This window comes from Rhodospirillales bacterium, assembly GCA_016699855.1.
Classification (GTDB): Bacteria; Pseudomonadota; Alphaproteobacteria; order Reyranellales; family Reyranellaceae.
The window spans coordinates 3,148,360-3,167,284 of the sequence record CP064988.1; the positions used below are offsets into that span (position 1 = coordinate 3,148,360).

At 70.9% G+C, this 18,925-nt stretch carries 20 protein-coding genes; 16 read left to right on the forward strand and 4 right to left on the reverse strand.

Annotation, left to right across the window (positions count from 1 at the left end):
- Nucleotides 1–53: 53 nt before the first annotated feature.
- The 3 genes from vsr to IPK81_14790 are packed head-to-tail and all read left to right on the forward strand — an operon-like array spanning nt 54 to nt 2,647.
- Complete coding sequence (gene vsr, locus IPK81_14780) at nt 54–464, forward strand: DNA mismatch endonuclease Vsr (GenBank protein QQS10888.1); 411 nt, start codon at nt 54–56, stop codon at nt 462–464.
- 2 nt (nt 465–466) lie between these two features.
- The gene (locus IPK81_14785) at nt 467–1,645 is read left to right on the forward strand and encodes a DNA cytosine methyltransferase (GenBank protein QQS15124.1); all 1,179 of its coding nucleotides are present in this window, start codon (nt 467–469) and stop codon (nt 1,643–1,645) included.
- A 57-nt stretch (nt 1,646–1,702) separates the two neighbouring features.
- Nucleotides 1,703–2,647 carry a succinylglutamate desuccinylase/aspartoacylase family protein gene (locus IPK81_14790; protein QQS10889.1) on the forward strand — a complete coding sequence of 315 codons (945 nt, stop codon included), beginning with the start codon at nt 1,703–1,705 and terminating at the stop codon, nt 2,645–2,647.
- Nucleotides 2,648–2,663: 16 nt separating this feature from the next.
- Here the strand turns inward: IPK81_14790 and IPK81_14795 are convergent, their stop codons facing one another.
- Together IPK81_14795 and IPK81_14800 are read right to left on the reverse strand one after the other, a co-directional pair.
- Nucleotides 2,664–4,259 carry a serine hydrolase gene (locus IPK81_14795; protein ID QQS10890.1) on the reverse strand — a complete coding sequence of 532 codons (1,596 nt, stop codon included), beginning with the start codon at nt 4,257–4,259 and terminating at the stop codon, nt 2,664–2,666.
- A gap of 99 nt (nt 4,260–4,358) precedes the next feature.
- Nucleotides 4,359–4,685: a hypothetical protein gene (locus IPK81_14800; protein QQS10891.1), complete on the reverse strand. Its 327-nt coding sequence runs from the start codon at nt 4,683–4,685 to the stop codon at nt 4,359–4,361.
- Nucleotides 4,686–4,920: 235 nt separating this feature from the next.
- On the opposite strand from IPK81_14800, the gene IPK81_14805 reads away from it, so the two are divergent.
- The 8 genes from IPK81_14805 to IPK81_14840 all read left to right on the forward strand — a co-directional run bounded on the left by IPK81_14805 (nt 4,921) and on the right by IPK81_14840 (nt 12,862).
- Nucleotides 4,921–5,478, forward strand: coding sequence for a LemA family protein (locus IPK81_14805; protein QQS10892.1), 558 nt, complete (start codon nt 4,921–4,923; stop codon nt 5,476–5,478).
- A 190-nt stretch (nt 5,479–5,668) separates the two neighbouring features.
- Nucleotides 5,669–6,844 carry a M48 family metallopeptidase gene (locus IPK81_14810; GenBank protein ID QQS10893.1) on the forward strand — a complete coding sequence of 392 codons (1,176 nt, stop codon included), beginning with the start codon at nt 5,669–5,671 and terminating at the stop codon, nt 6,842–6,844.
- Nucleotides 6,845–6,945: 101 nt separating this feature from the next.
- A complete protein-coding gene (locus IPK81_14815; protein QQS10894.1) occupies nt 6,946–7,653 on the forward strand; it encodes a GntR family transcriptional regulator in 708 nt (235 codons plus the stop codon).
- On the forward strand, nt 7,650–8,471 hold the full coding sequence (locus IPK81_14820; GenBank protein QQS10895.1) for a phytanoyl-CoA dioxygenase family protein: 822 nt from the start codon (nt 7,650–7,652) through the stop codon (nt 8,469–8,471). Before IPK81_14815 ends, IPK81_14820 begins: the two co-directional genes overlap by 4 nt.
- 10 nt (nt 8,472–8,481) lie before the next feature.
- Complete coding sequence (locus IPK81_14825) at nt 8,482–9,846, forward strand: Gfo/Idh/MocA family oxidoreductase (protein QQS10896.1); 1,365 nt, start codon at nt 8,482–8,484, stop codon at nt 9,844–9,846.
- A gap of 54 nt (nt 9,847–9,900) precedes the next feature.
- A complete protein-coding gene (locus IPK81_14830) occupies nt 9,901–10,506 on the forward strand; it encodes a hypothetical protein (protein ID QQS10897.1) in 606 nt (201 codons plus the stop codon).
- 81 nt (nt 10,507–10,587) lie between these two features.
- On the forward strand, nt 10,588–11,616 hold the full coding sequence (locus IPK81_14835) for an isopenicillin N synthase family oxygenase (protein ID QQS10898.1): 1,029 nt from the start codon (nt 10,588–10,590) through the stop codon (nt 11,614–11,616).
- 109 nt (nt 11,617–11,725) lie between these two features.
- Nucleotides 11,726–12,862, forward strand: a complete 1,137-nt coding sequence (locus tag IPK81_14840) for an AFG1 family ATPase (protein ID QQS15125.1) — start codon at nt 11,726–11,728, stop codon at nt 12,860–12,862.
- A gap of 15 nt (nt 12,863–12,877) precedes the next feature.
- Here IPK81_14840 and IPK81_14845 read toward each other — a convergent pair whose 3' ends face one another.
- Nucleotides 12,878–13,672 carry a class II aldolase/adducin family protein gene (locus IPK81_14845; protein QQS10899.1) on the reverse strand — a complete coding sequence of 265 codons (795 nt, stop codon included), beginning with the start codon at nt 13,670–13,672 and terminating at the stop codon, nt 12,878–12,880.
- An 88-nt stretch (nt 13,673–13,760) separates the two neighbouring features.
- Nucleotides 13,761–14,183, reverse strand: coding sequence for a GNAT family N-acetyltransferase (locus IPK81_14850; protein QQS10900.1), 423 nt, complete (start codon nt 14,181–14,183; stop codon nt 13,761–13,763).
- Between the two features lie 200 nt (nt 14,184–14,383).
- Here IPK81_14850 and IPK81_14855 point away from each other — a divergent pair, with 200 nt between their 5' ends.
- The 5 genes from IPK81_14855 to mdh all read left to right on the forward strand — a co-directional run bounded on the left by IPK81_14855 (nt 14,384) and on the right by mdh (nt 18,894).
- Nucleotides 14,384–15,277 carry a dienelactone hydrolase family protein gene (locus IPK81_14855; GenBank protein QQS10901.1) on the forward strand — a complete coding sequence of 298 codons (894 nt, stop codon included), beginning with the start codon at nt 14,384–14,386 and terminating at the stop codon, nt 15,275–15,277.
- A gap of 238 nt (nt 15,278–15,515) precedes the next feature.
- Nucleotides 15,516–16,571 (forward strand): class I SAM-dependent methyltransferase, encoded by a 1,056-nt coding sequence (locus IPK81_14860; protein QQS10902.1) that lies wholly within the window; start codon nt 15,516–15,518, stop codon nt 16,569–16,571.
- A 121-nt stretch (nt 16,572–16,692) separates the two neighbouring features.
- Nucleotides 16,693–17,565 (forward strand): alpha/beta hydrolase, encoded by an 873-nt coding sequence (locus IPK81_14865; protein ID QQS10903.1) that lies wholly within the window; start codon nt 16,693–16,695, stop codon nt 17,563–17,565.
- Entirely contained in the window at nt 17,562–17,828 is a 267-nt protein-coding gene (locus IPK81_14870) for a hypothetical protein (protein ID QQS10904.1), read from the forward strand. The genes IPK81_14865 and IPK81_14870 overlap by 4 nt, the downstream gene beginning before the upstream one ends.
- Nucleotides 17,829–17,931: 103 nt before the next feature.
- The gene (mdh, locus tag IPK81_14875; GenBank protein ID QQS10905.1) at nt 17,932–18,894 is read left to right on the forward strand and encodes a malate dehydrogenase; all 963 of its coding nucleotides are present in this window, start codon (nt 17,932–17,934) and stop codon (nt 18,892–18,894) included.
- Nucleotides 18,895–18,925: the final 31 nt, after the last annotated feature.

An 18,925-nucleotide genomic window follows, 5' to 3' on the forward strand; every position in this document is an offset into this window, starting at 1 on the left:
CGCGCGCCGCGCCGATGTCCTAGATTCGGGGCTCCGCCCCGCCACCACCAGCCATGACCGATACCGTCTCGAAAGCCCGCCGCAGCGAGATCATGCGGGCCATCAAGGGCCGCGACACCGGCCCCGAGATGGCCGTGCGCCGGCTCGTGCATGGCATGGGCTACCGTTACGGCCTGCACTGCCGCGACCTGCCGGGCTCGCCCGACCTGGTGTTCCGGTCGCGCGGCAAGGTGATCTTCGTCCATGGCTGCTTCTGGCACGCCCACCACTGCGACGCCGGTCGCCGCGTGCCCAAGACGCGCACGGCGTTCTGGACGAGCAAGATCGCCGCCAACCGGGCGCGAGATATCCGCAACCGGCGCGATTTGCGGAAGCGGGAGTGGGGGGCGATGGTGGTGTGGGAGTGCGAAATCAAGGCGCTCGACCGTCTGGCGCGGCGACTCCGGAGGTTTCTGGAAGCGTGACGATGCGATCGGTCGAGCTCTTCGCCGGCGCCGGTGGCATGGCGATCGGCGTGTCACGGGCCGGCTTCCAGCCGGTCGCCGTGATCGAGCGCGATCCCTACGCCTGCGACACGATCCGCGAGAACCAGGCCGCCGGGCTGCCGCCGATGGCGCATTGGCCGTTGACGCAGGGCGACGTGCGCGATGTCGACTACGGCGCGCTCGGCCGTGTGGACCTCGTCTCCGGCGGTCCCCCCTGCCAGCCGTTCTCGCTGGGCGGCAAGCACCGCGGCCGGCTCGACGCCCGCGACATGTTCCCGGAGGCCGTGCGCGCGATCCGCGGGCTGCGCCCGAAGGCGTTCATCTTCGAGAACGTGCGAGGCCTGACGCGGGCGGCGTTCCGGAATTACTTCGAGTACGTCCGCCTGCAGCTCGCCTTCCCGCATCTCGTCGCGAAGGCAGACGAGGGATGGATCGACCATCTCGGCCGCCTCGAGCGACAGGCGACCCGTGGACGGGGCGGCGACGCGCGCTACCGCGTAGTGGCGCGCGTGCTCGACGCCGCCGACCACGGCGTGCCGCAACGCCGCCACCGCGTGTTCCTCGTCGGCTTCCGCGCCGATCTCGATATCGAATGGTCGTTCCCCGAGGCGACGCACGGCGCCGACGCGCTGCTGCGCGACAAATTCAGGACCGGCGCGTACTGGGAGCGCCACCGGGTCGCGCGACGCCACCGGCCGGCGCCGACTGCCGCCGAGCGCGCCCGGCTCGACAAGGCCGCGGACACGCGCGGCCCGGAGCGGCCGTGGCGCACCGTGCGCGACGCCCTGGCCGGCCTTCCCGATCCCGAGCGGGCGCCGGCGGCGGCGGCGCGGATCGCGAACCACGGCTTCAATCCCGGCGCGCGCGCCTATGCGGGCCACACGGGCAGCCCGCTCGACGCGCCCGCGAAAGCGTTGAAAGCCGGCGACCATGGCGTTCCCGGCGGCGAGAACATGCTGGTGCGCGACGACGGTTCGCTGCGCTACTTCAGCGTCCGCGAGAGCGCGCGTCTCCAGGCGTTCCCCGACGAATTCCGCTTCCACGGCTCGTGGTCCGAGACCATGCGTCAGCTCGGCAACGCGGTCCCGGTCACGCTGGCGGAGACCGTCGCCCGCGGCGTGATGGCGCGTCTGGCGTCGCACGGCGCGCCGAGCGCGTGACGTGCCGCCGCGCGCCGACTAGCCTGTTTCCGTCCTTCGCCTCCGGAGCCTCCACGCATGACCGACGCGCCCATCGAGTTCGCGTTCCCCGACATCTCGCGCTGGCGCGACTCGACGGCGGGCGCGCCGTTCGTGCACGTGTTCGACTCCGGGGCGCCGGGTCCGGTGGTGATGCTGAACGCGCTGACGCACGGCAACGAGGTGTCCGGCGCCATCGTGGTCGACGCGCTGCTGGCCGCCGGTTTGCGGCCCCGCCGCGGCGCGCTGATCCTGAGCTTCGCCAACGTGGACGCGTATTTCTCGTTCACGCCGGACGCGCCGTTCCGCTCGCGCATGGTCGACGAGGATTTCAACCGCGTGTGGGGCCGCCTCGACGGTCCGCCCGACACGGTGGAGATGCGCCGCGCCAAGGCGCTGGAGCCGTTCGTGGCGCGCGCCGACCTGCTGCTCGACCTGCACTCGATGCACGACGATTGCGTGCCGTTGATGCTGTCGGGTCCGCTCGACAAGGGCGTCGCGCTGGCCCGCGCCGTCGGCGCGCCGGTCGACATCATCCGCGACGCGGGCCATCCCTCGGGCCGGCGCATGCGCGACTACGGCGGCTTCGGCGATGTGGCCAGCGCGAAGAACGCGCTGCTGATCGAGACCGGCCAGCACTGGCGCGCCTCCTCGGTGGTCGTGGCCAAGGACGTGGCGGCGCGGTTCCTCGCGCTGAGCGGCGTGGTCGACCCGGCTGACCTTCCGGCCGGCTGGCGCCAACCCGATCCGCCGGCGCAACGCGTCGTCGAGGTGACCGACGCCGTCGCCACGAAAGGCGGCGATTTCCGCTTCGTCCGCCCGTTCGCCGGCCAGGAGGTGGTCGCGAAGGCGGGCACCCTGCTGGGCCACGACGGCGGCACGCCGGTGCATACGCCCTACGACGACTGCGTGCTGGTGATGCCGTCCAACCACAACGTCAAAGCCGGCGTCACCGTCGTCCGCCTCGGCCGCATCGTCGCGTGAGACGGCGCGCCGCGCGCTACACGCGGTCGAAGGGCAGGTTCTTGATGCGGCCGGTCGAGACCAGCAGGCCGGTCGGCTTGCCGGCGGCGTCGCGCACGATGCGGGCGTGCTGGACCACGTTGAGCCAGGTGCCCGGCGTCTCGATCTCGATCAGATCGCCCGCCAATCCGCGCACTGGCCATGCGGCGCCGGTGAAGAGCGGGCCGGCGACCAGCGCCACCACCGCGTCGCCACGGCGCTCGAACGTCCAGGTCGCGCCGACGTCGGCCGAGCGGTAGGCGCCCGCGAGATCGGCCGGCACCGCGTCGCGCGCCGCGACCTTGGCGAAGCGCCGCACGCGTCCGGCGCCGAGGTCGACGTCGATCGCGCCGTCCCCCGCCTTGATGGCGAAATCGAAACTGCCGCGCTCGGCCGCAAGCCAGCCGTCGCCGCGGTTCGCCAAGGTGAACGGAATGCCGTTCTGCGTGACCACCGCCTCGCCATCGCGCCACGCGAGCTCGAAGGCCGAGATCTCCTCGACGCTGGCGTAGAGCCCGGCGGCGGCGCGGATCGCGGCCTCGTCGACCGGCGCCGGCGGCGGCGCAAGTCGCGAATCGCCGCGCAGCGTCTCGGCGGCGACGGCGCGCGCCAGCTTCGCCGGATCGGACGATCCCAGATTCACGATCACGACCACCGTCAGCCCGGCGTCGGGGATCCGCAGGAACTCCGTGCGGTAGCCCGGCCACAACCCGCCATGGTCGATGGTGTCGAAGCCGCGCCACGTCGAGGCCTCGACGCCGCGGCGGTAGCGGTTGGGCAGCCCGCCGGTGAAGTTCGCGGACGCGGTCAGGCGCGTGGCGAGGTCGCGTGGCGCCAGCGCCGGGCGGTCGTAGTTGCGGCTCCAGATCAGCAGATCCTCGACCGTCGAGGTCAGGCCGCCCTCGCCGCCCTGCGGATAGGCGTGGCCGGCGCGCCGCGGCGCGCCGTCTGGACCGGCGACGTACCCGGTGGCCAGGTCGGGGATCGGCGTGTCGATCGACGGCACCAGCGCCGTGCGCGTCATGCCCAGCGGCTTGAACACGCGCTCCGCCAGGAAGGCGCCCAGCGGCGCGCCCGCGATCCGCTCGACGATGCGGCCGAGCAGCAGGAAGTTGGTGTTGCTGTAGAGGAAGCGCGAACCGGGTTCGAAATTGAGGTGGTGGCAGCGCGCCACGGCGGCGTCGAGATCCTCCGGCCGCACCGGCTTGTCGAGATTCGATCCGCCCAGCCGCGTCAGCTCGAGGAAGTCCGGCCAGCCGCTGCAGTTGCGCATCATCTGGTCGATGGTGATCGGCAGCGCGGGCAGTTCCGGCAGATAGCGGTGCGGCGGCGCGTCGAGCGCCAACCGGCCCTCGCTCTCCAGCATCAGGGCCGCCGTCACGGTGAACTGCTTGCTGACCGACGCGATGCGGAAGCGGGTGCGCGGCGTGACCGGCACGGCGTGCTCGACGCTGGCCAGCCCGTAGCCGCGCGTCAGCACGATGTCGCCGTCGCGCATGATCCCGACCACGGCGCCGGGCGTGGCGGGGCCGGCGACCTTCGCGAAGATCGCGTCGATCCGGCGTTCGAGGGCGAACTGGTCGATCCCGGTCATGGCGTCGCGTCCTCGCGTCGGGGGCCAACGAAAAAGCGCGGCGTCAAGCGCCGCGCGTCGGTCGATGGAGGGTCGGCGGCCTTCCGGCCGCCGCGCGCCTCATTTCTGCTGGGCGGCGCACTTCGCCTTGCACTGCGCGACCATCGCGTCGACGCTGGCCTTGTAGCGCTCCGGGAAGTAGTCGTACTCGTCCTTGGTGCAGTCCTTGACCCGGTAGGTCGGCACGCCCGACGCCGAGATGAAGCGCACCGGCTCCGGCGCGCAGGCGTTCTGGGTGGACGGCAGATCGTAGCCTGGCGCCGTCGTCGGCGTCGCGGTCGCCGCCGGCGCGGCGCCGGCCGGGGCCGACGCTGTCGACCCGGAGGTGCCGCTGGTGCAGCCGGTGAGAAGGGCGACAAGCGCCATGGAGGAGAGAAGAATTTTCATTGTCGTGCTCCGGATGCGCGACCGTAAATGGATGAAATCAATGATGTTTCACTGCCAAGGCCGATAATTACGCTGTTATCCACCGTCGCGTAAAGGGATATTTGCAGCGCGATCACCACAGCTCCGCGCGGCGGGCCGCGCCGGCGGCGTGACATGGCTGTATTTTCGCGTCCGGAGACCGCATTCTACGTGGACGGCATCGCGCCGCCACGGCGGCGCAACTCTGGAGGTATCGATGGGAACGGGCGGCTGGATCATCCTCGGCGTCATCGTCGCGGTCGTCGGCTGGGTGATCATCACCTACAACGGACTCGTCTCGGCGCGTAACCAGAGCCAGAACGCCTGGAGCCAGATCGACGTCCAGCTCAAACGGCGGCACGACCTGATCCCCAACCTCGTGAACGTCGTGAAGGACGCGATGGGCTACGAGCAGGAGACGCTCAAGGCGGTGATCGAGGCCCGCAACAAGGCGGTGTCGGCGTCGGGGCCGGCCGAGGCGAGCGTGGCCGAGGCGGCGCTGTCGCAGGCGACGTCCAAGCTGTTCGCGCTGGTCGAGAATTATCCGACGCTGCGCGCCAACGAAAACATCATGCAGCTCCAGGAGGAGCTGACGGCGACCGAGAACAAGATCTCGTTCGCGCGCCAGTTCTACAACGACAGCGTCATGGGCATGAACAACTCCGTCCAGGCGTTCCCCGGCAACCTCATCGCCAACAATTTCGGCTTCCGCACCGGCACGTTCTTCGAGATGCCGGAGACCGAGAAGGCGGTGCCGCAGGTGAAGCTGCGCTGACCGCCTCCGTCGCGGCCGCTCCGGCGGCCCGGCGACCGGTGGAGACCCGTCGATGAGCGATCCGCGCGCACCGCCGCCAGGTGGACCCGGACCTTGGGGCGTCCAGGGCTTGCCCGGTGGCGCGCCGGCGCCTTCGGCTTTCTCCGGCGGCACCGGTCCCGCGGCGCCGCCGGGCGCGCCGATTCCCGGCGTGCCGATCCCGGGTGTGCCCATCCCCGGAATTCCGATTCCCGGACTGCCGGGCGCCGGCCCGTGGGGACAGCAGCCGCCCGGCCAGCCCGGCGCCGGGTCCGACGCCGGTCCGTGGGGCGCGCAGGGCCTGCCCGGCGGCGCGCCGCAGAACGACCGCAGCGCCGATCCGTCTTGGGACGCGCCGACGCGTCCGATCGTCGACCTGCCGCCGATCGGGGCGACCGACTTCATCCGCGCCCAGCGCGCCAACCGCCGCGCCACGCGGGTGCTGCTGCTGGTCCTCACGCTGCTTGCGGCGGCGCTGGGCTATCTCGCCGGCTGGACCATGGAGGCGACCGGCGGATCGGCGCCACGCGGCCAAGGCATCTGGTTCGTGAGCGCGGGCGGGATCGTGTTCGCGCTCGGCATGGTGGCGGTGTCGCTGATCTGGAGCGCCGTCTCGCTGAGCTGGGGCTCGCGCATGGTGCTGTCGATGGCCGGCGGCCGCGAGGTGACGCGCGACGAGGAGCGGCGTCTGTTCAACGTCGTCGAGGAGATGCGCATCGCCTCGGGCCTGCCGATGCCGAAGGTGTTCGTCATCGAGGAGGAGGCGCTGAACGCCTTCGCCACCGGCTCGTCGCCTGACCGCGCCGCCGTCGCGGTCACCCGCGGGCTGTTGCAGCGCCTCAACCGCGAGGAGCTGCAGGGCGTGATCGGCCACGAGATGGCGCATATCGCGAACATGGACACGCGCTACATGACCGTCGTCGGCGTCACGGTCGGCCTGATCGCGCTGGTCAGCGAGATGATCCTGCGGACGCTTAACTGGGGTGGCCGCCGGTCCGGCCGGCGCGAGAACAACGGCGCCGCGATCCTGCTGGTGGTCGTGCTGGTCGTGGTGGCGCTGCTGGCCCCACTGGCGGCGCGGATGGTGCAGTTCGCCGTCTCGCGCCAGCGCGAGTACCTGGCCGACGCCACCTCGGTGCGGTTCACGCGCAATCCCACCGGCCTGATCTCGGCGCTGCGCCAGCTCACCGCCGAGGCGCGGCCGTTCTCCGGCGTCAGCGGCGCCACGCAGCACCTGTTCATCGTCAATCCGCTGCGCCAGTTCAGCAGCAAGGCCTCGGCCCTGATGGCGACCCATCCCGCCACCGAGGACCGGATCGACCGTTTGACCCGATTGGGACAACGCTGATGGCCGCCACAGTTCATCCAATTCATTGAATTAGAACGAGGATTTGGTGATCGCCGGCTGGACTCGCCTTCGCCCGTCGCTTTCTGTATACAGAATACAACATGCTCGTCGAGCGCCTCCATTCGTCGCCGGAACTGGCCGCGCAGGTCCATGACTCGCTGCTGGAGGCGATCTGCGCCGGCCGACTGGCGCCGGGCGAACGGATCACCCAGGAGGGTCTCGCCGAGACGTTCGGCGTCTCGCGCCAGCCGGTGCTTCAGGCGCTGATGCTGCTGCGCCGCGCCGGCTTCATCGTCGATGCCGGCCGCAAGGGCATCCGGGTCGCGCCGCTCGATCCCCATCAGACCCGCGACCTCTACGAGGTGCGCGCCGCCCTCGATGGCGCCGCCTGCCGGGCCGCGGCCCGGCGGATGGACGCCGCCTTGGCGGCGCGTGGCCGCGCCGTGCTGGCCGACGCCGCGGCGGCGCGCGCGTCGGGCGACGCCGCCGCGCTGATCGCCGTCGACGTGGCGTTCCACCGTTTCATATACGAAGCGTCGGGCAATGCGCTGTTCGCCGCGACCGCGGCGCCGCACTGGTCGCATCTGCGCCGCGTCATGGGCGCGGTGCTGCGCGGTCCCGACGGGCACGAACGGGTCTGGCGCGAGCACGCCGCGATCCTCGAGGCGATGGTCGCCGGCGACGGCGGCCGCGCCGAGGCGCTGGCCCGCGCCCACGCCGAGGGCGCCGCGGCGCGGCTGCTCGACGGGCTTCCACGCGCGGCGGTGGCCGCGCCCGACGACGAAAGACAGGCAGGAGACGTCCGATGAAACTCACGACCGAGCAGCTCGCCCGCTTCGACGACCAGGGCTACCTGTTCTTCCCCGACTATTTCTCCAAGGAGGAGGTCGCGCTCCTCAAGGGCGAGATTCCCGGCGTCTTCGCGCAGCGGCGGCCGGAGAACGTGCGCGAGCGCACGGGCGACGTCGTGCGGACCGCGTTCGCGGTCCACACCTACAATCCGGTGTTCGAGGCGCTGGTGCACCACCCGCGCTTCGTCGAGCCGGCGGAGCGGCTGCTGGGAGACCGCACCTACATCCACCAGTTCAAGATCAACGGGAAGGCCGCGTTCGACGGCGACGTGTGGCAGTGGCACCAGGACTACGGCACCTGGAAGGCCGACGACGACATGCCCGAGCCGCGCGCCATGAACCTCGCGGTGTTCCTCGACGAGGTCAACGAGTTCAACGGACCGCTGTGGTTCATCCCGCGCTCGCACAAGAAGGGCGCGATCGAGGCGAAGCACGATCTGACCACGACGTCGTATCCGCTGTGGGTGATCGACAACGACGTCATCGCCAGGCTGGTCGAGCAGGGCGGCATCGTCGCGCCCAAGGGAGGTCCCGGCTCGGCGATCTTCTTCCACGGCACGCTGGTGCACGGCAGCCCGCCCAACATGTCGCCGTGGGACCGCCAGATCATCTACGTCACATACAACGCCGTCTCGAACGCGATCCGCCAGTTCAAGCGGCCCGAGCACATCGCGCACCGCGACTTCACGCCGGTCGACGCCTGGGCCGAGGATTGCGTGCGCGCCGCCGCGGCGCGTCTACCGACCGCCGCGGCGCGCCCGCGGGCGGCGGAATAGGCGCCGGACGATGAACCTGCACGCGATGCTGCGCCGGCGCGAGGCCGAGGGCCGGCCCGTCCGCGTCGGCCTGATCGGCGCCGGCAAGTTCGGCTCGATGTACCTGGCGCAGATCCCCAACACGCCCGGCACGCATCTCGCCGGCATCGCCGATCTCTCGCCACCGGCCGCGCGCGCCAATCTCGAGCGCGTCGGCTGGGCGGACGGACGCGCCGCCGCGGCGTCGCTCGACGCCGCTGTGAAGGACGGCCGCACGACCCATGTCGGCGATGACTGGCGGGCGCTGGTGTCGCATCCCGCGATCGACGTCGTGGTCGAGTCGACCGGCAACCCCGTGGCCGCCGTCGACCACGCGCTGGAGGCGTTCCGCCACGGCAAGCACGTGGTGATGGTGACGGTCGAGGCCGACGCGTTCTGCGGTCCGCTGCTGGCGCGCCGCGCCGCCGAGGCGGGCGTCGTCTACAGCCTCGCCTTCGGCGACCAGCCGGCGCTCATCTGCGATCTGGTCGACTGGGCGCGCACCTGCGGATTCCCCGTGGTCGCCGCCGGCCGCGGCCACAAATGGCGGCCGTTCTTCGCGCAGTCGCCGCCCGACACGGTGTGGGACAACTGGGGCCTCACCGCCGAGCAGGCGCGGATCGGCGGGCTGAACCCGAAGATGTTCAACTCATTCCTAGACGGTTCCAAACCCGCGATCGAGAGCACGGCTGTGGCCAACGCGACCGGTCTCGCGGTGCCCGAGGCCGGCCTGGCCTATCCGTCGGCGGCGGTCGACGACATCCCCTACGTGATGCGTCCGCGCGCCGAGGGCGGCCAGCTCGAGGCCAAGGGCATGGTCGAGGTGATCAACGCGCTGGAGGCCGACGGCCGTCCCATCCCCTACGAGATCCGGATGGGCGTGTGGGTCTGCTTCGAGGGCGAGACCGAGTACATCCGCCGTTGCTTCGAGGAGTACAAGGTCCGCACCGATCCCAGCGGCCGCTACGCCTGCCTCTACAAGCGTTGGCATCTGATCGGGCTCGAGGTCGGCGTCTCGGTCGCCGCCGTGGCGCTGCGCGGCGAGTCGACCGGCGCGCCGACCGAGTTCAACGCCGACGTCGTGGCGACGGCCAAGCGCGACCTCGCCGCCGGCGAGATCCTCGACGGCGAAGGCGGCTACACCGTCTACGGGCACCTGTTCCCGGCGCGCAAATCGCTGGCGATCGGCGGCCTGCCGCTCGGCCTGGCGCACGGCGTGAAGCTGCTGCGGCCGATCCGCGCCGGCCAGGCCGTGACCTACGCCGACGTCGCGCTCGACGGCGCGCTGACGGCGGTGAAGATCCGTCGCGAAATGGAGACGATGTTCGCGCCGTCGGCGCGCGTCGCGGCGCAGTAGCCAAGCGCCGCGCGCCGTCGCATCCTGCGTCCGGCCACGATGGACGGGGATGGCATGGATAGACGGGCGTTTCTTCTCGCCGGCGGCGCGACCCTCGCCACCGCCGCGCCGGCGGCGGCGCAGGACGCGGCGGACCGCACCATCGTGCCGGGCGTGCGCTTCGGCGCCATCAACCGGCGCACGACATGGGCCGATCTGCGGCGGCTCTACGGCGCCAGCGCCCGGATCGGCAAGTTCCGCACCGGCGACGGCGAGTTCGGCGGCGCCGAGCTGTTCGCCGGCAAGCCCGACCATCTGCGCGTCTACGGCAGCGAGGACGGCAGGCGCATCGAGTCGCTGGAGACGGTGGCCACCGCCGGACTCTGGCGCACGGCCGAGGGCATCCGCGTCGGCGCGCCGCTCGACCTCGTGGTCAAGGTCAACGGCCGGCCGGTGACGCTGATGCCGTTCGGCGGCGAGGGCGGCGGTCATTTCATCGGCGACCACAAGGGCGGCCGGCTGAAGAACGACCTCGGTCTCTATTTCTTCTTCGACGCGACGCTGACGGAGGCCGAGCGCAAGGTCATAGACGCCGACAACGGCGTCGCGTCCGACCATCCCGTCGTCGTCAAGGCGCGGATGTACGTCTACCGGGTCGCGATGGGCTTTCCCGAGGGCTGAGCGCGGCGGTGGATTCCGCCGGCGGACGTGCGATCATCGGGTGGCGCGGCGCCGGCTGGCGTTCCGCGGAGGGAGGCGGCGATGGATGGCGCGATGCCGTCGACGATGTCGGTGCCGGCGAAGCCCGGCGAGATTCCCGTGCTCGACCTCGGGCCGTACCGCGCCGGCGCCGATGGCGCGCTGGAACGCCTCGCGGGCGAGTTGCGCCACGCGCTGGAGAACGTCGGCTTCTACTTCATCGCCGGCCACGGCGTGCCGTGGAGCGCGGTCGAAGCGACGTTCGCCGCGGCCCTGCGCTTCCACGACCAGCCGGTCGAGGCCAAGCTGGCGTTGAAGCTGAACGAGCACAACGCCGGCTACCTGCCGATGCGCGGCAACACGCTGCGCACGTCGGAGGTGCAGAAGGACACCAAGGCCAATCTCAACGAGGCGTTCTTCGTCAAGCGCGACCTGCCGGCCGACCATCCCGACGTCGTCGCCAACCGCCGCTTCCGCGGCGCCAACCGCTGGCCCGCCGGCCTGCCGGGATTCCGCGAGACCGTGGTCGACTACTGCCGGCGGATGGAGGCGGTGGCGCTGTCGCTGCTGCCGGCCTACGCCCGCGCGCTGGACCTGCCCGCCGACTATTTCACCGACGCGTTCCGCGAGCCGCAGTACACGCTGCGCATGACGCATTATCCTCGGCAGGACGTGGTCGACGGCGCCGAGTTCGGCCTGGCGCCGCACACCGACACCAGCTTCATGACGCTGCTGCCGTCCAACGACATCCCCGGCCTGGCGATCCTGACGCGGGACGGACGCTGGATCGACGCGCCGGCGATGCCCGGCACTTTCGTGGTCAATGGCGGTCAGCTGCTGCGGCGCTGGACCAACGACCGGTTCCTCGCGACGCCGCACCGCGTGCTCAACCGCTCAGGCGCCGAGCGCTACGCCATCCCGTTCTTCGTCGATTGCTCGATCGACCACCCGATGGAGTGCCTGCCGGGCTGCGCCTCGCCGGACAATCCGCCGAGATATCCGGTGACGCTCTATACCGACTACATGGTCTGGTACCAGAACCGGAACTACGACGTGCTGCGCGATCCCGGGACGCCGCCGCCCGCGGCGTAGCGCGGCGCGGTGAAAATCGGCGTTGCCACGCGGCCGCGATGCGTTAGGAAGTCGGCCGGTCATGAGCGTCGTCGAGGATCAACCGGACCCCGCGCCCGCGCCGCCGGCGATGCCGCCGCCGACCGGCGAAGGGCCGCTGTCGAACCTGGAGGCCCGGCTGGCGGCCGGCGTCATCAAGGCCGATTCCGAGCAACGCCGCGTCGTGGCGCGCCTGCAGGTCCTGCACGACACGCTGCGCGCCGCCGCCGCGGCGCCGCGCGGTGGCCTGCTGTCCCTGCTCGGCCTCGGGCGCAAGCCCGCCGCCGCGCCGCCGGGAATCTACGTCTGGGGCCCGGTCGGCACCGGCAAATCGATGGTGATGGACCTGTTCTTCGCCGACGCGCCGGTCGAGCGCAAACGGCGCGTCCATTTCCACGAGTTCATGCTCGAGGTCCACCGCCGCCTGTTCGAGCGCCGCCAGGCGATGGCGGCGGCCGGCGGCGAGGCCGACGCGATCCCGCCGGTGGCGCGCGACATCGCCGCCGAGGCGGCGCTGCTGTGCTTCGACGAGATCCAGGTCACCAACATCGCCGACGCGATGATCCTGTGGCGCCTGTTCGACACGCTGTTCGCCTGCGGCGTGACCGTCGTGGCGACCTCCAACCGCGTGCCCGACGACCTCTACAAGGGTGGTCTGCAGCGCGACCGCTTCCAGCCCTTCATCGACATGGTGAAGGCGCGCATGGAGGTGCTGTCGCTCGACGGCGGCCGCGACTACCGGCTGCAGCGCTACCGCCAGCTCGACCTCTATCTGACGCCCGCCGGGCCGTGGGCCGACCGCAAGCTCGAGGAGGCCTTCGCCAGCCTGACCGGCGGCGCGGCGGGATCGCCGCGCACGCTGCGCACGCAGGGCCGCGACGTGCGCGTGCCGCGCGCCGCGCCGGGGGTGGCGTGGGCCGAGTTCGAGGATTGGTGCGGCAAGCCGCTGGGCGCCGCCGACTTCCTGTGCGTCGCCGACCATTTCCACACCGTGCTGCTGCGCGGCGTGCCGAAATTGACGGCGAGGAACCGCGACCGCGCGTGGCGCTTCGTGACGCTGGTCGACGCGCTCTACGAGCGGAAGGTGAAACTGATCTGCTCGGCCGAGGCGGCGCCGGACAAGCTCTACGTCGAGGGCGATGGCGCCTTCGAGTTCGAGCGCACCGTGTCGCGCCTGATGGAGATGCAGAGCCCCGAGTACCTGGCGCTCGAGCACATCGAGGATTGACGCGACGCCGCCGGCCTAGTTCCGGAAGCTGGGATCCTTGGCGTCCATCATGCGCAGCATGGCGCCCCAGGCGAGCGCGTTCATATCGGCGCCGCTGTCGGGGCCGCCGCGGCGCATGACCTGCGCACGGACCGTGTCGATGGCGGCCTGGCTCGGCATGTTGAGCCGCGCCGCGCCGCCGGCCATGGCGGCGATCTGGATGGTGCAGGCGCGCTCGAGGTTGTGCAGATGGACCCAGGCGTCGGCGATCGAGGTCCCGGCCGCCAGCGTGCCGTGGTTGCGCAGCAGCATCAGCTTCTTGTCGCCGAGATCGGCGATCAGCCGCTCGCGCTCGGCGTAGTCCAGCGCGACGCCCTCGTAGTCATGGTAGGCGAGATAGGGCAGCGCGAACATGGCGTGCTGCGACAGCGGCAGCAGGCCGTCCTTCTGCGCCGCGACCGCGACGCCGTCCTTGGTGTGCAGATGGATCACGCACTGCGCGTCGGGCCGGCCCATGTGGACGGCGCCGTGGATCACGAAGCCGGCCTTGTTGAACGGATAGGGCGAGGGCGTGAGGATGTTGCCCTCGTGGTCGACCTTCAGCAGCGACGAGGCCGTGATCTCGTGGAACATCATCCCGTAGGGATTGATCAGGAAGTGGTGGTCGGGACCCGGCACGCGGGCCGAGATATGCGTGAAGATCAGGTCGGTCCAGTTGTAGTGCGCGACCACGCGGTAGAGCGCGGCGAGATCGACGCGCACGTCCCACTCCTCACGGCTGACCTGGTCGCGGACGGACGGGGCGGATTTGACGGCGGCGACCGGGCTCATGGCGGGCTCCTGGGCGTGGATGATGTCCGGTTGATCGTGGGCGCCGACGCCGCGGCCCGTCAAGCGTGGTCGGCCGGCGCGTCGTCGTTCATGCCTCGCTTGCCGCCTTCTCGAAGAGGACCTCGCCACGGATGTCGCGGCCGCGATCGTTCCAGCCGTTCGCGCGATAGAAGCGTTCGGCGCGGGTGCCGGCATCGGTGCTCAGTTTGATCGTCGCATGTCCGGCCGCCTGGAGTTTCGCGCAGGCGCGGGCCAACAGCGCGCGGCCGACGCCCCGGCCTTCGCGGCCGGGATCGACGAACAGCGCCCAGATAGATCCGTCGCGTGAATCGCAGGCCGAGAATCCATCGATGCGGCCGTCGACCTCGCAGACCCAGATCGCGCCGTCGTCGAGCCGACGGCGGTAGTCGGCCGGAGTCACACGGGCGGGATCGGACAACCGGTTCTCGCGCACCGCCGCGCGGATCTCGATCATGCGCGGGATGTCGGCGGTGGTGGCGTCCCTGATCATGCGGCGGCCATACCATCGACCAGGATCGGCGTCGAACCGCGCGCCCCGTCGAGTGCCGATGTGGCCATACGCCCGTCACCAGACGGAAACCGCCGCCGGGCCGATCTCGCTGGATTGTGATCGACTTGTAGGGCGCCGGCACCATACCGTCCGGTTCGGAACGCGCCGGGCCGTCTGGCGCGGATGAAGGGGATGACATCATGGACGGAGATCGTTTCATCGCGCCGGCGGCGGAAGGCGTCTCGCGGCGCGAGGTGTTCGTGGCGCCGGCGGCGGTCGGACTGGGCGTGGGCTTCGCGCTGGCGGTGCAACCGGTGCAGGCGCAGACGATGATCACGACGCCGAGCGACGGCCTCGTCGCCGGCGAGATCAAGGTCAAGACGGCCGACGGCAAGGAGATGCCGGCGTACCGCGCCATGCCGGCCGCGGGACAGGGTTTCGGCACGATTCTCGTCGTGCAGGAGATCTTCGGTGTCCACGCGCATATCGCCGACATGTGCCGCCGTTTCGCGAAGGCGGGCTACTACGCGGTCGCGCCGGAGCTGTACTTCCGACAGGGCGATCCCAAGGGCTACACCGAAATTCCGAAGCTGCTGGCCGAGATCGTCAGCAAGGTTCCGGACGCGCAGGTGATGGCCGATCTCGATTCCTGCGTCGCGTTCGCCAAGGGCGAAGGCAAGGCCGACACCGCCAAGCTCGGCGTCACGGGCTTCTGCTGGGGCGGCCGGATCACCTGGCTTTACACGGCGCACCAGGCCGCCGTGAAGGCTGGCGTGGCATGGTACGGCCGGGTTGTCGGCGCGGCGAGCGAGATGAACCCGAAACACCCCATCGACGTCGTGAAGGATCTGAAGGGACCCGTGCTCGGCCTTTACGGCGGCGCCGACACCGGCATCCCCAACGACACCGTCGACAAGATGCGCGAGGCGCTGAAGGCCGCCGGCACGCCGGCCGCGACCAAGTCGATGATCCACACCTACGCCGACATGCCGCACGCTTTCAACGCCGACTACCGCCCGTCGTACCGCAAGGAGGCGGCCGACGACGGCTGGAAGCGGTGCACGGCGTGGTTCAAGGCCAACGGCGTCGGCTGACGCCAGCCTGCCCGTTCGCACGGTCCGACCCGCCCCCGGCCCGAAAGCCGGGGGCGGTTTCGTTCCGGCGGTGCGGCGGATGCCATCCGAAGGCGGTATTTTCACTTCAATACATAAATTATCTATTAAATATCAAATAGATAGAAATTATTGTTTATGTTTTAGATGTGCTGTAGTGTGATCATATTGAGTTGCGTCCCGACAATGGTCGTCGGGTCGTCCGGCAGGCGAGGCCGCGATGTCTTTGACCGATATTTCCACCCGTGATGGCGCCGGCGCGCTCGCTCTGCCGGGGTCCGTCGTCGACACGCCGGCGAACCGGCCGGGCGTCGGCGTCGCGCCGCTTCCGGGCCGCGCGGGGCTGACGGCGCGCGCCAAGGCGGCGCTGCGCCGCGGCGTCTGGCACGCCATGACGCTGGGCCAGCGGCTCGGCGTCAGCGCCGTTCCCAACCATTTCTACTCGCCGATTCCCGACGTGCGCGATCTCGCGTCGCGCACGGATTGGCGCGCGCCGATGTCGATGATCGGCGTCGCCGGCTGGTCGCTCGACTCCCAGCTCGATTTCGTCCGCGACTGCTGCCCGCCGCCGGTGGTCGCGCGGCTGCGCACCCACGACGTGCACGCCGAGGCCTGCGCCGCGAACGGCGTCGACGGCTACGGCCGCGTCGAGGCGGATTTCCTCTACGCCCATGTCGTGCGCCACAAGCCGCGCAGCGTCGTGCAGATCGGCGCCGGCGTGAGCACGGCGGTGATCCTGCGCGCCGCGCACGACGCCGGCTACCGGCCGCACGTCGTCTGCATCGATCCGTTCCCGACGCGCTACCTGTGCGACATGGCGGCCGAGGGCCGCGTCGAGCTGGTGCGCGAGCCGGCGCAGCGCGTGCCGGTCGAGGCGTTCCAGCGCCTCGGCGCGGGCGACCTGCTGTTCGTCGATTCGACGCACGCCGTGAAGGTCGGGTCCGAGGTCAACCGCATCGTGCTCGAGGTGCTGCCGCGCCTGGGCGAGGGCGTGTGGGCGCATTTCCACGACATCTACTTCCCCTACGACTACCAGCGCCGCGTGCTCGACGGCGAGATCTACTTCAGCGCCGAGAGCACGCTGCTGCACGCCTTCCTGCTCGGCAACCGCCGGGTCGAGCTGCGCGCCGCGCTGAGCTACCTGCACTACGCCGCGCGCGCCGAGCTCGGCGCCGTCATGCCGAACTACCGGCCGGCCGAGGATTCCGACGGGCTCGAGAAGCGGCCCGGCCATTTCCCGTCATCGGCCTGGCTGCGGATCGTCGCCGACCGCTGACCGTCGGCGGCGTGCGCCACGCCGTTCCAATAGATCCGATCCACCGCCGTCGCCGCGCGACGGTCGACGGCCCGTGTCCGTCGTGCGAGGCTCGCCGCGAATGGACGCGGTGGGGGGCGGAATGCTCGAGACGAAGCGGATCACGACGCGCGCGGGATTGACGTTCGACGCCTGGGACGAGGGTCCGGCCGACGGACCGCTGGTGTTGTTGCTGCACGGCTATCCGCAGTCGCGGCACACCTGGCGGGCGCAGGTGCCGGCGTTGGCGGCGGCGGGCTACCGCGCCGTGGCGCCCGACCAGCGCGGCTACTCGCCGGGCGCGCGGCCCGATCCCGCCGACCTCGCCAACTACCACTACGACCGCCTCGTCGGCGACGCGATCGACATCGCGGCGGCCTGCGGGCGCGACACCGGGAGATTCCATCTCGTCGGCCACGACTGGGGCGGGCAGGTGTCGTGGGGCGTCGCCGACCGGCATCCCGACCGGCTGGCGTCGTTGACCATCCTGTCGCGGCCGCATCCCTCCGCGTTCATCCGCGCGCTTCAGTCGCCCGACGGCGACCAGAAGCACCGCTCGCGCCACCACCGCGCCTTCCTCGATCCCGACACCGCCCGGCTGTTGCTGGAGGACGACGCGCGGCGTCTGCGGCGCGGCCTCGTCGACGCTGGCGTGCCCGACGACGCTGTGGGCATGTACCTCTCGGTGCTGACCGATCCCGGCGCGCTCGACGCGGCGTTGGGATGGTACCGCGCGCAGCGCGAATTGCGCGTCCAGACCGGGGCGATCTCGGTGCCGACGCTCTACGTGTGGGGTGACGCCGACCACTCCGTCGGCCGCGCCGCCGCCGAGGGAACGGCGGAGTTCATCAAGGGTCCGTTCCGCTTCGTCGCGTTGCCGGGCGTCGGGCATTTCAGCACCGACCAGGCGCCGGAGCGCGTCACCGCGCTGCTGCTCGAGCATCTCGCGCGCCATCCCGTGGCGTCGTCGTCGTGAGCGTCGTCTTCGGCGTCCTCGCGGGCGCCGCCGTCGCGGCGTGGTTCACGGCGCTCTACGCCTTCATCTCGCTGGCGGGAAAACTCAGCGGCCGCAAGTCGCTCGGCGCGATGCTGTTCTCGGGCATCGCCTGGTTCGACGCCCGCAATTTCAAGGCCGAGGCGGCGCCGGCGCGGCGCCTGCTGGTGCGCGCATTCGTCGCCTTCTTCATCTGCGTCGTGGCGCTGGCCGTGGTCTCGATGGTCCTCACCGCTCCGCGCTGAGGCCGCCGGCGGCGGCTTGCCGCTCCCATCGAATCGCGCTATGGCGCCGCGTCTTTCATCGCGCGGCCCCGCGCCGGCGCCCCATCCGACAACGGAGATCACCATGGCTCGCAAGAAGATCGCGCTGGTCGGCGCCGGACAGATCGGCGGCACGCTGGCCCTGCTCGCCGGCCAGAAGGAGCTCGGCGACATCGTCCTGCTCGACATCCCCGCCGCCGAGGGCACCGCCAAGGGCAAGGCGCTGGACATCGCCGAGCTGTCGCCGGTCGCGAAGTTCGACGCCCACTACTCGGGCACCTCGAACTACGCCGACATCAAGGGCGCCGACGTGGTGATCGTCACCGCCGGCGTGCCGCGCAAGCCCGGCATGAGCCGCGACGACCTGATCGGCATCAACGCCAAGGTGATCGGCGCGGTCGGCAAGGGCATCAAGGAGAACGCGCCCGACGCCTTCGTCATCGTCATCACCAACCCGCTCGACGCCATGGTCGGCCTGATGCGGGAGGTCACCGGCCTGCCCGCCAACCGCGTCGTCGGCATGGCCGGCGTGCTCGACTCGGCGCGCTTCCGCTGGTTCCTCGCCGAGGAGTTCAAGGTCTCGGTCGAGGACGTGAGCGCCTTCGTGCTCGGCGGCCACGGCGACACGATGGTGCCGCTGGTGCGCTACTCGACCGTTGCCGGCATCCCGCTGCCCGACCTCGTCAAGATGGGTTGGACCACGCAGGAGAAGCTCGACAAGATCGTGCAGCGCACCCGCGACGGCGGCGGCGAGATCGTGGCGCTGCTGGGCAACGGCTCGGCCTTCTACGCCCCCGCCGCGTCGGCCATCGCCATGGCCGAGAGCTACCTGAAGGACAAGAAGCGCCTGCTGCCCTGCGCGGCGCTGCTGACCGGCCAGTACGGCGTGAAGGACCTCTACATCGGCGTGCCGGTGGTGATCGGCGCCGGCGGCGTCGAGCGCATCGTCGAGGTCCAGCTCAACGGCGACGAGAAGGCGATGTTCGAGAAGTCGGTCGCCGCCGTGAAGGGTCTGGTCGAGGCGACCAACAAGATCGTCGCCGCGTAGGGCTCCCGACCGGGCCGGAACGGCGTTACGC

What these genes read in the sequence shown, in the direction of transcription:
- vsr (QQS10888.1), top strand. Translation starts at nt 54, where the DNA reads ATGACCGATACCGTCTCGAAAGCCCGCCGCAGCGAGATCATGCGGGCC.
- IPK81_14785 (QQS15124.1), top strand. Translation starts at nt 467, where the DNA reads ATGCGATCGGTCGAGCTCTTCGCCGGCGCCGGTGGCATGGCGATCGGC.
- IPK81_14790 (QQS10889.1), top strand. Translation starts at nt 1,703, where the DNA reads ATGACCGACGCGCCCATCGAGTTCGCGTTCCCCGACATCTCGCGCTGG.
- IPK81_14795 (QQS10890.1), bottom strand. Translation starts at nt 4,259, where the DNA reads ATGACCGGGATCGACCAGTTCGCCCTCGAACGCCGGATCGACGCGATC.
- IPK81_14800 (QQS10891.1), bottom strand. Translation starts at nt 4,685, where the DNA reads ATGAAAATTCTTCTCTCCTCCATGGCGCTTGTCGCCCTTCTCACCGGC.
- IPK81_14805 (QQS10892.1), top strand. Translation starts at nt 4,921, where the DNA reads ATGGGAACGGGCGGCTGGATCATCCTCGGCGTCATCGTCGCGGTCGTC.
- IPK81_14815 (QQS10894.1), top strand. Translation starts at nt 6,946, where the DNA reads ATGCTCGTCGAGCGCCTCCATTCGTCGCCGGAACTGGCCGCGCAGGTC.
- IPK81_14820 (QQS10895.1), top strand. Translation starts at nt 7,650, where the DNA reads ATGAAACTCACGACCGAGCAGCTCGCCCGCTTCGACGACCAGGGCTAC.
- IPK81_14825 (QQS10896.1), top strand. Translation starts at nt 8,482, where the DNA reads ATGAACCTGCACGCGATGCTGCGCCGGCGCGAGGCCGAGGGCCGGCCC.
- IPK81_14830 (QQS10897.1), top strand. Translation starts at nt 9,901, where the DNA reads ATGGATAGACGGGCGTTTCTTCTCGCCGGCGGCGCGACCCTCGCCACC.
- IPK81_14835 (QQS10898.1), top strand. Translation starts at nt 10,588, where the DNA reads ATGGATGGCGCGATGCCGTCGACGATGTCGGTGCCGGCGAAGCCCGGC.
- IPK81_14840 (QQS15125.1), top strand. Translation starts at nt 11,726, where the DNA reads ATGCCGCCGCCGACCGGCGAAGGGCCGCTGTCGAACCTGGAGGCCCGG.
- IPK81_14845 (QQS10899.1), bottom strand. Translation starts at nt 13,672, where the DNA reads ATGAGCCCGGTCGCCGCCGTCAAATCCGCCCCGTCCGTCCGCGACCAG.
- IPK81_14850 (QQS10900.1), bottom strand. Translation starts at nt 14,183, where the DNA reads ATGATCAGGGACGCCACCACCGCCGACATCCCGCGCATGATCGAGATC.
- IPK81_14855 (QQS10901.1), top strand. Translation starts at nt 14,384, where the DNA reads ATGGACGGAGATCGTTTCATCGCGCCGGCGGCGGAAGGCGTCTCGCGG.
- IPK81_14860 (QQS10902.1), top strand. Translation starts at nt 15,516, where the DNA reads ATGTCTTTGACCGATATTTCCACCCGTGATGGCGCCGGCGCGCTCGCT.
- IPK81_14865 (QQS10903.1), top strand. Translation starts at nt 16,693, where the DNA reads ATGCTCGAGACGAAGCGGATCACGACGCGCGCGGGATTGACGTTCGAC.
- mdh (QQS10905.1), top strand. Translation starts at nt 17,932, where the DNA reads ATGGCTCGCAAGAAGATCGCGCTGGTCGGCGCCGGACAGATCGGCGGC.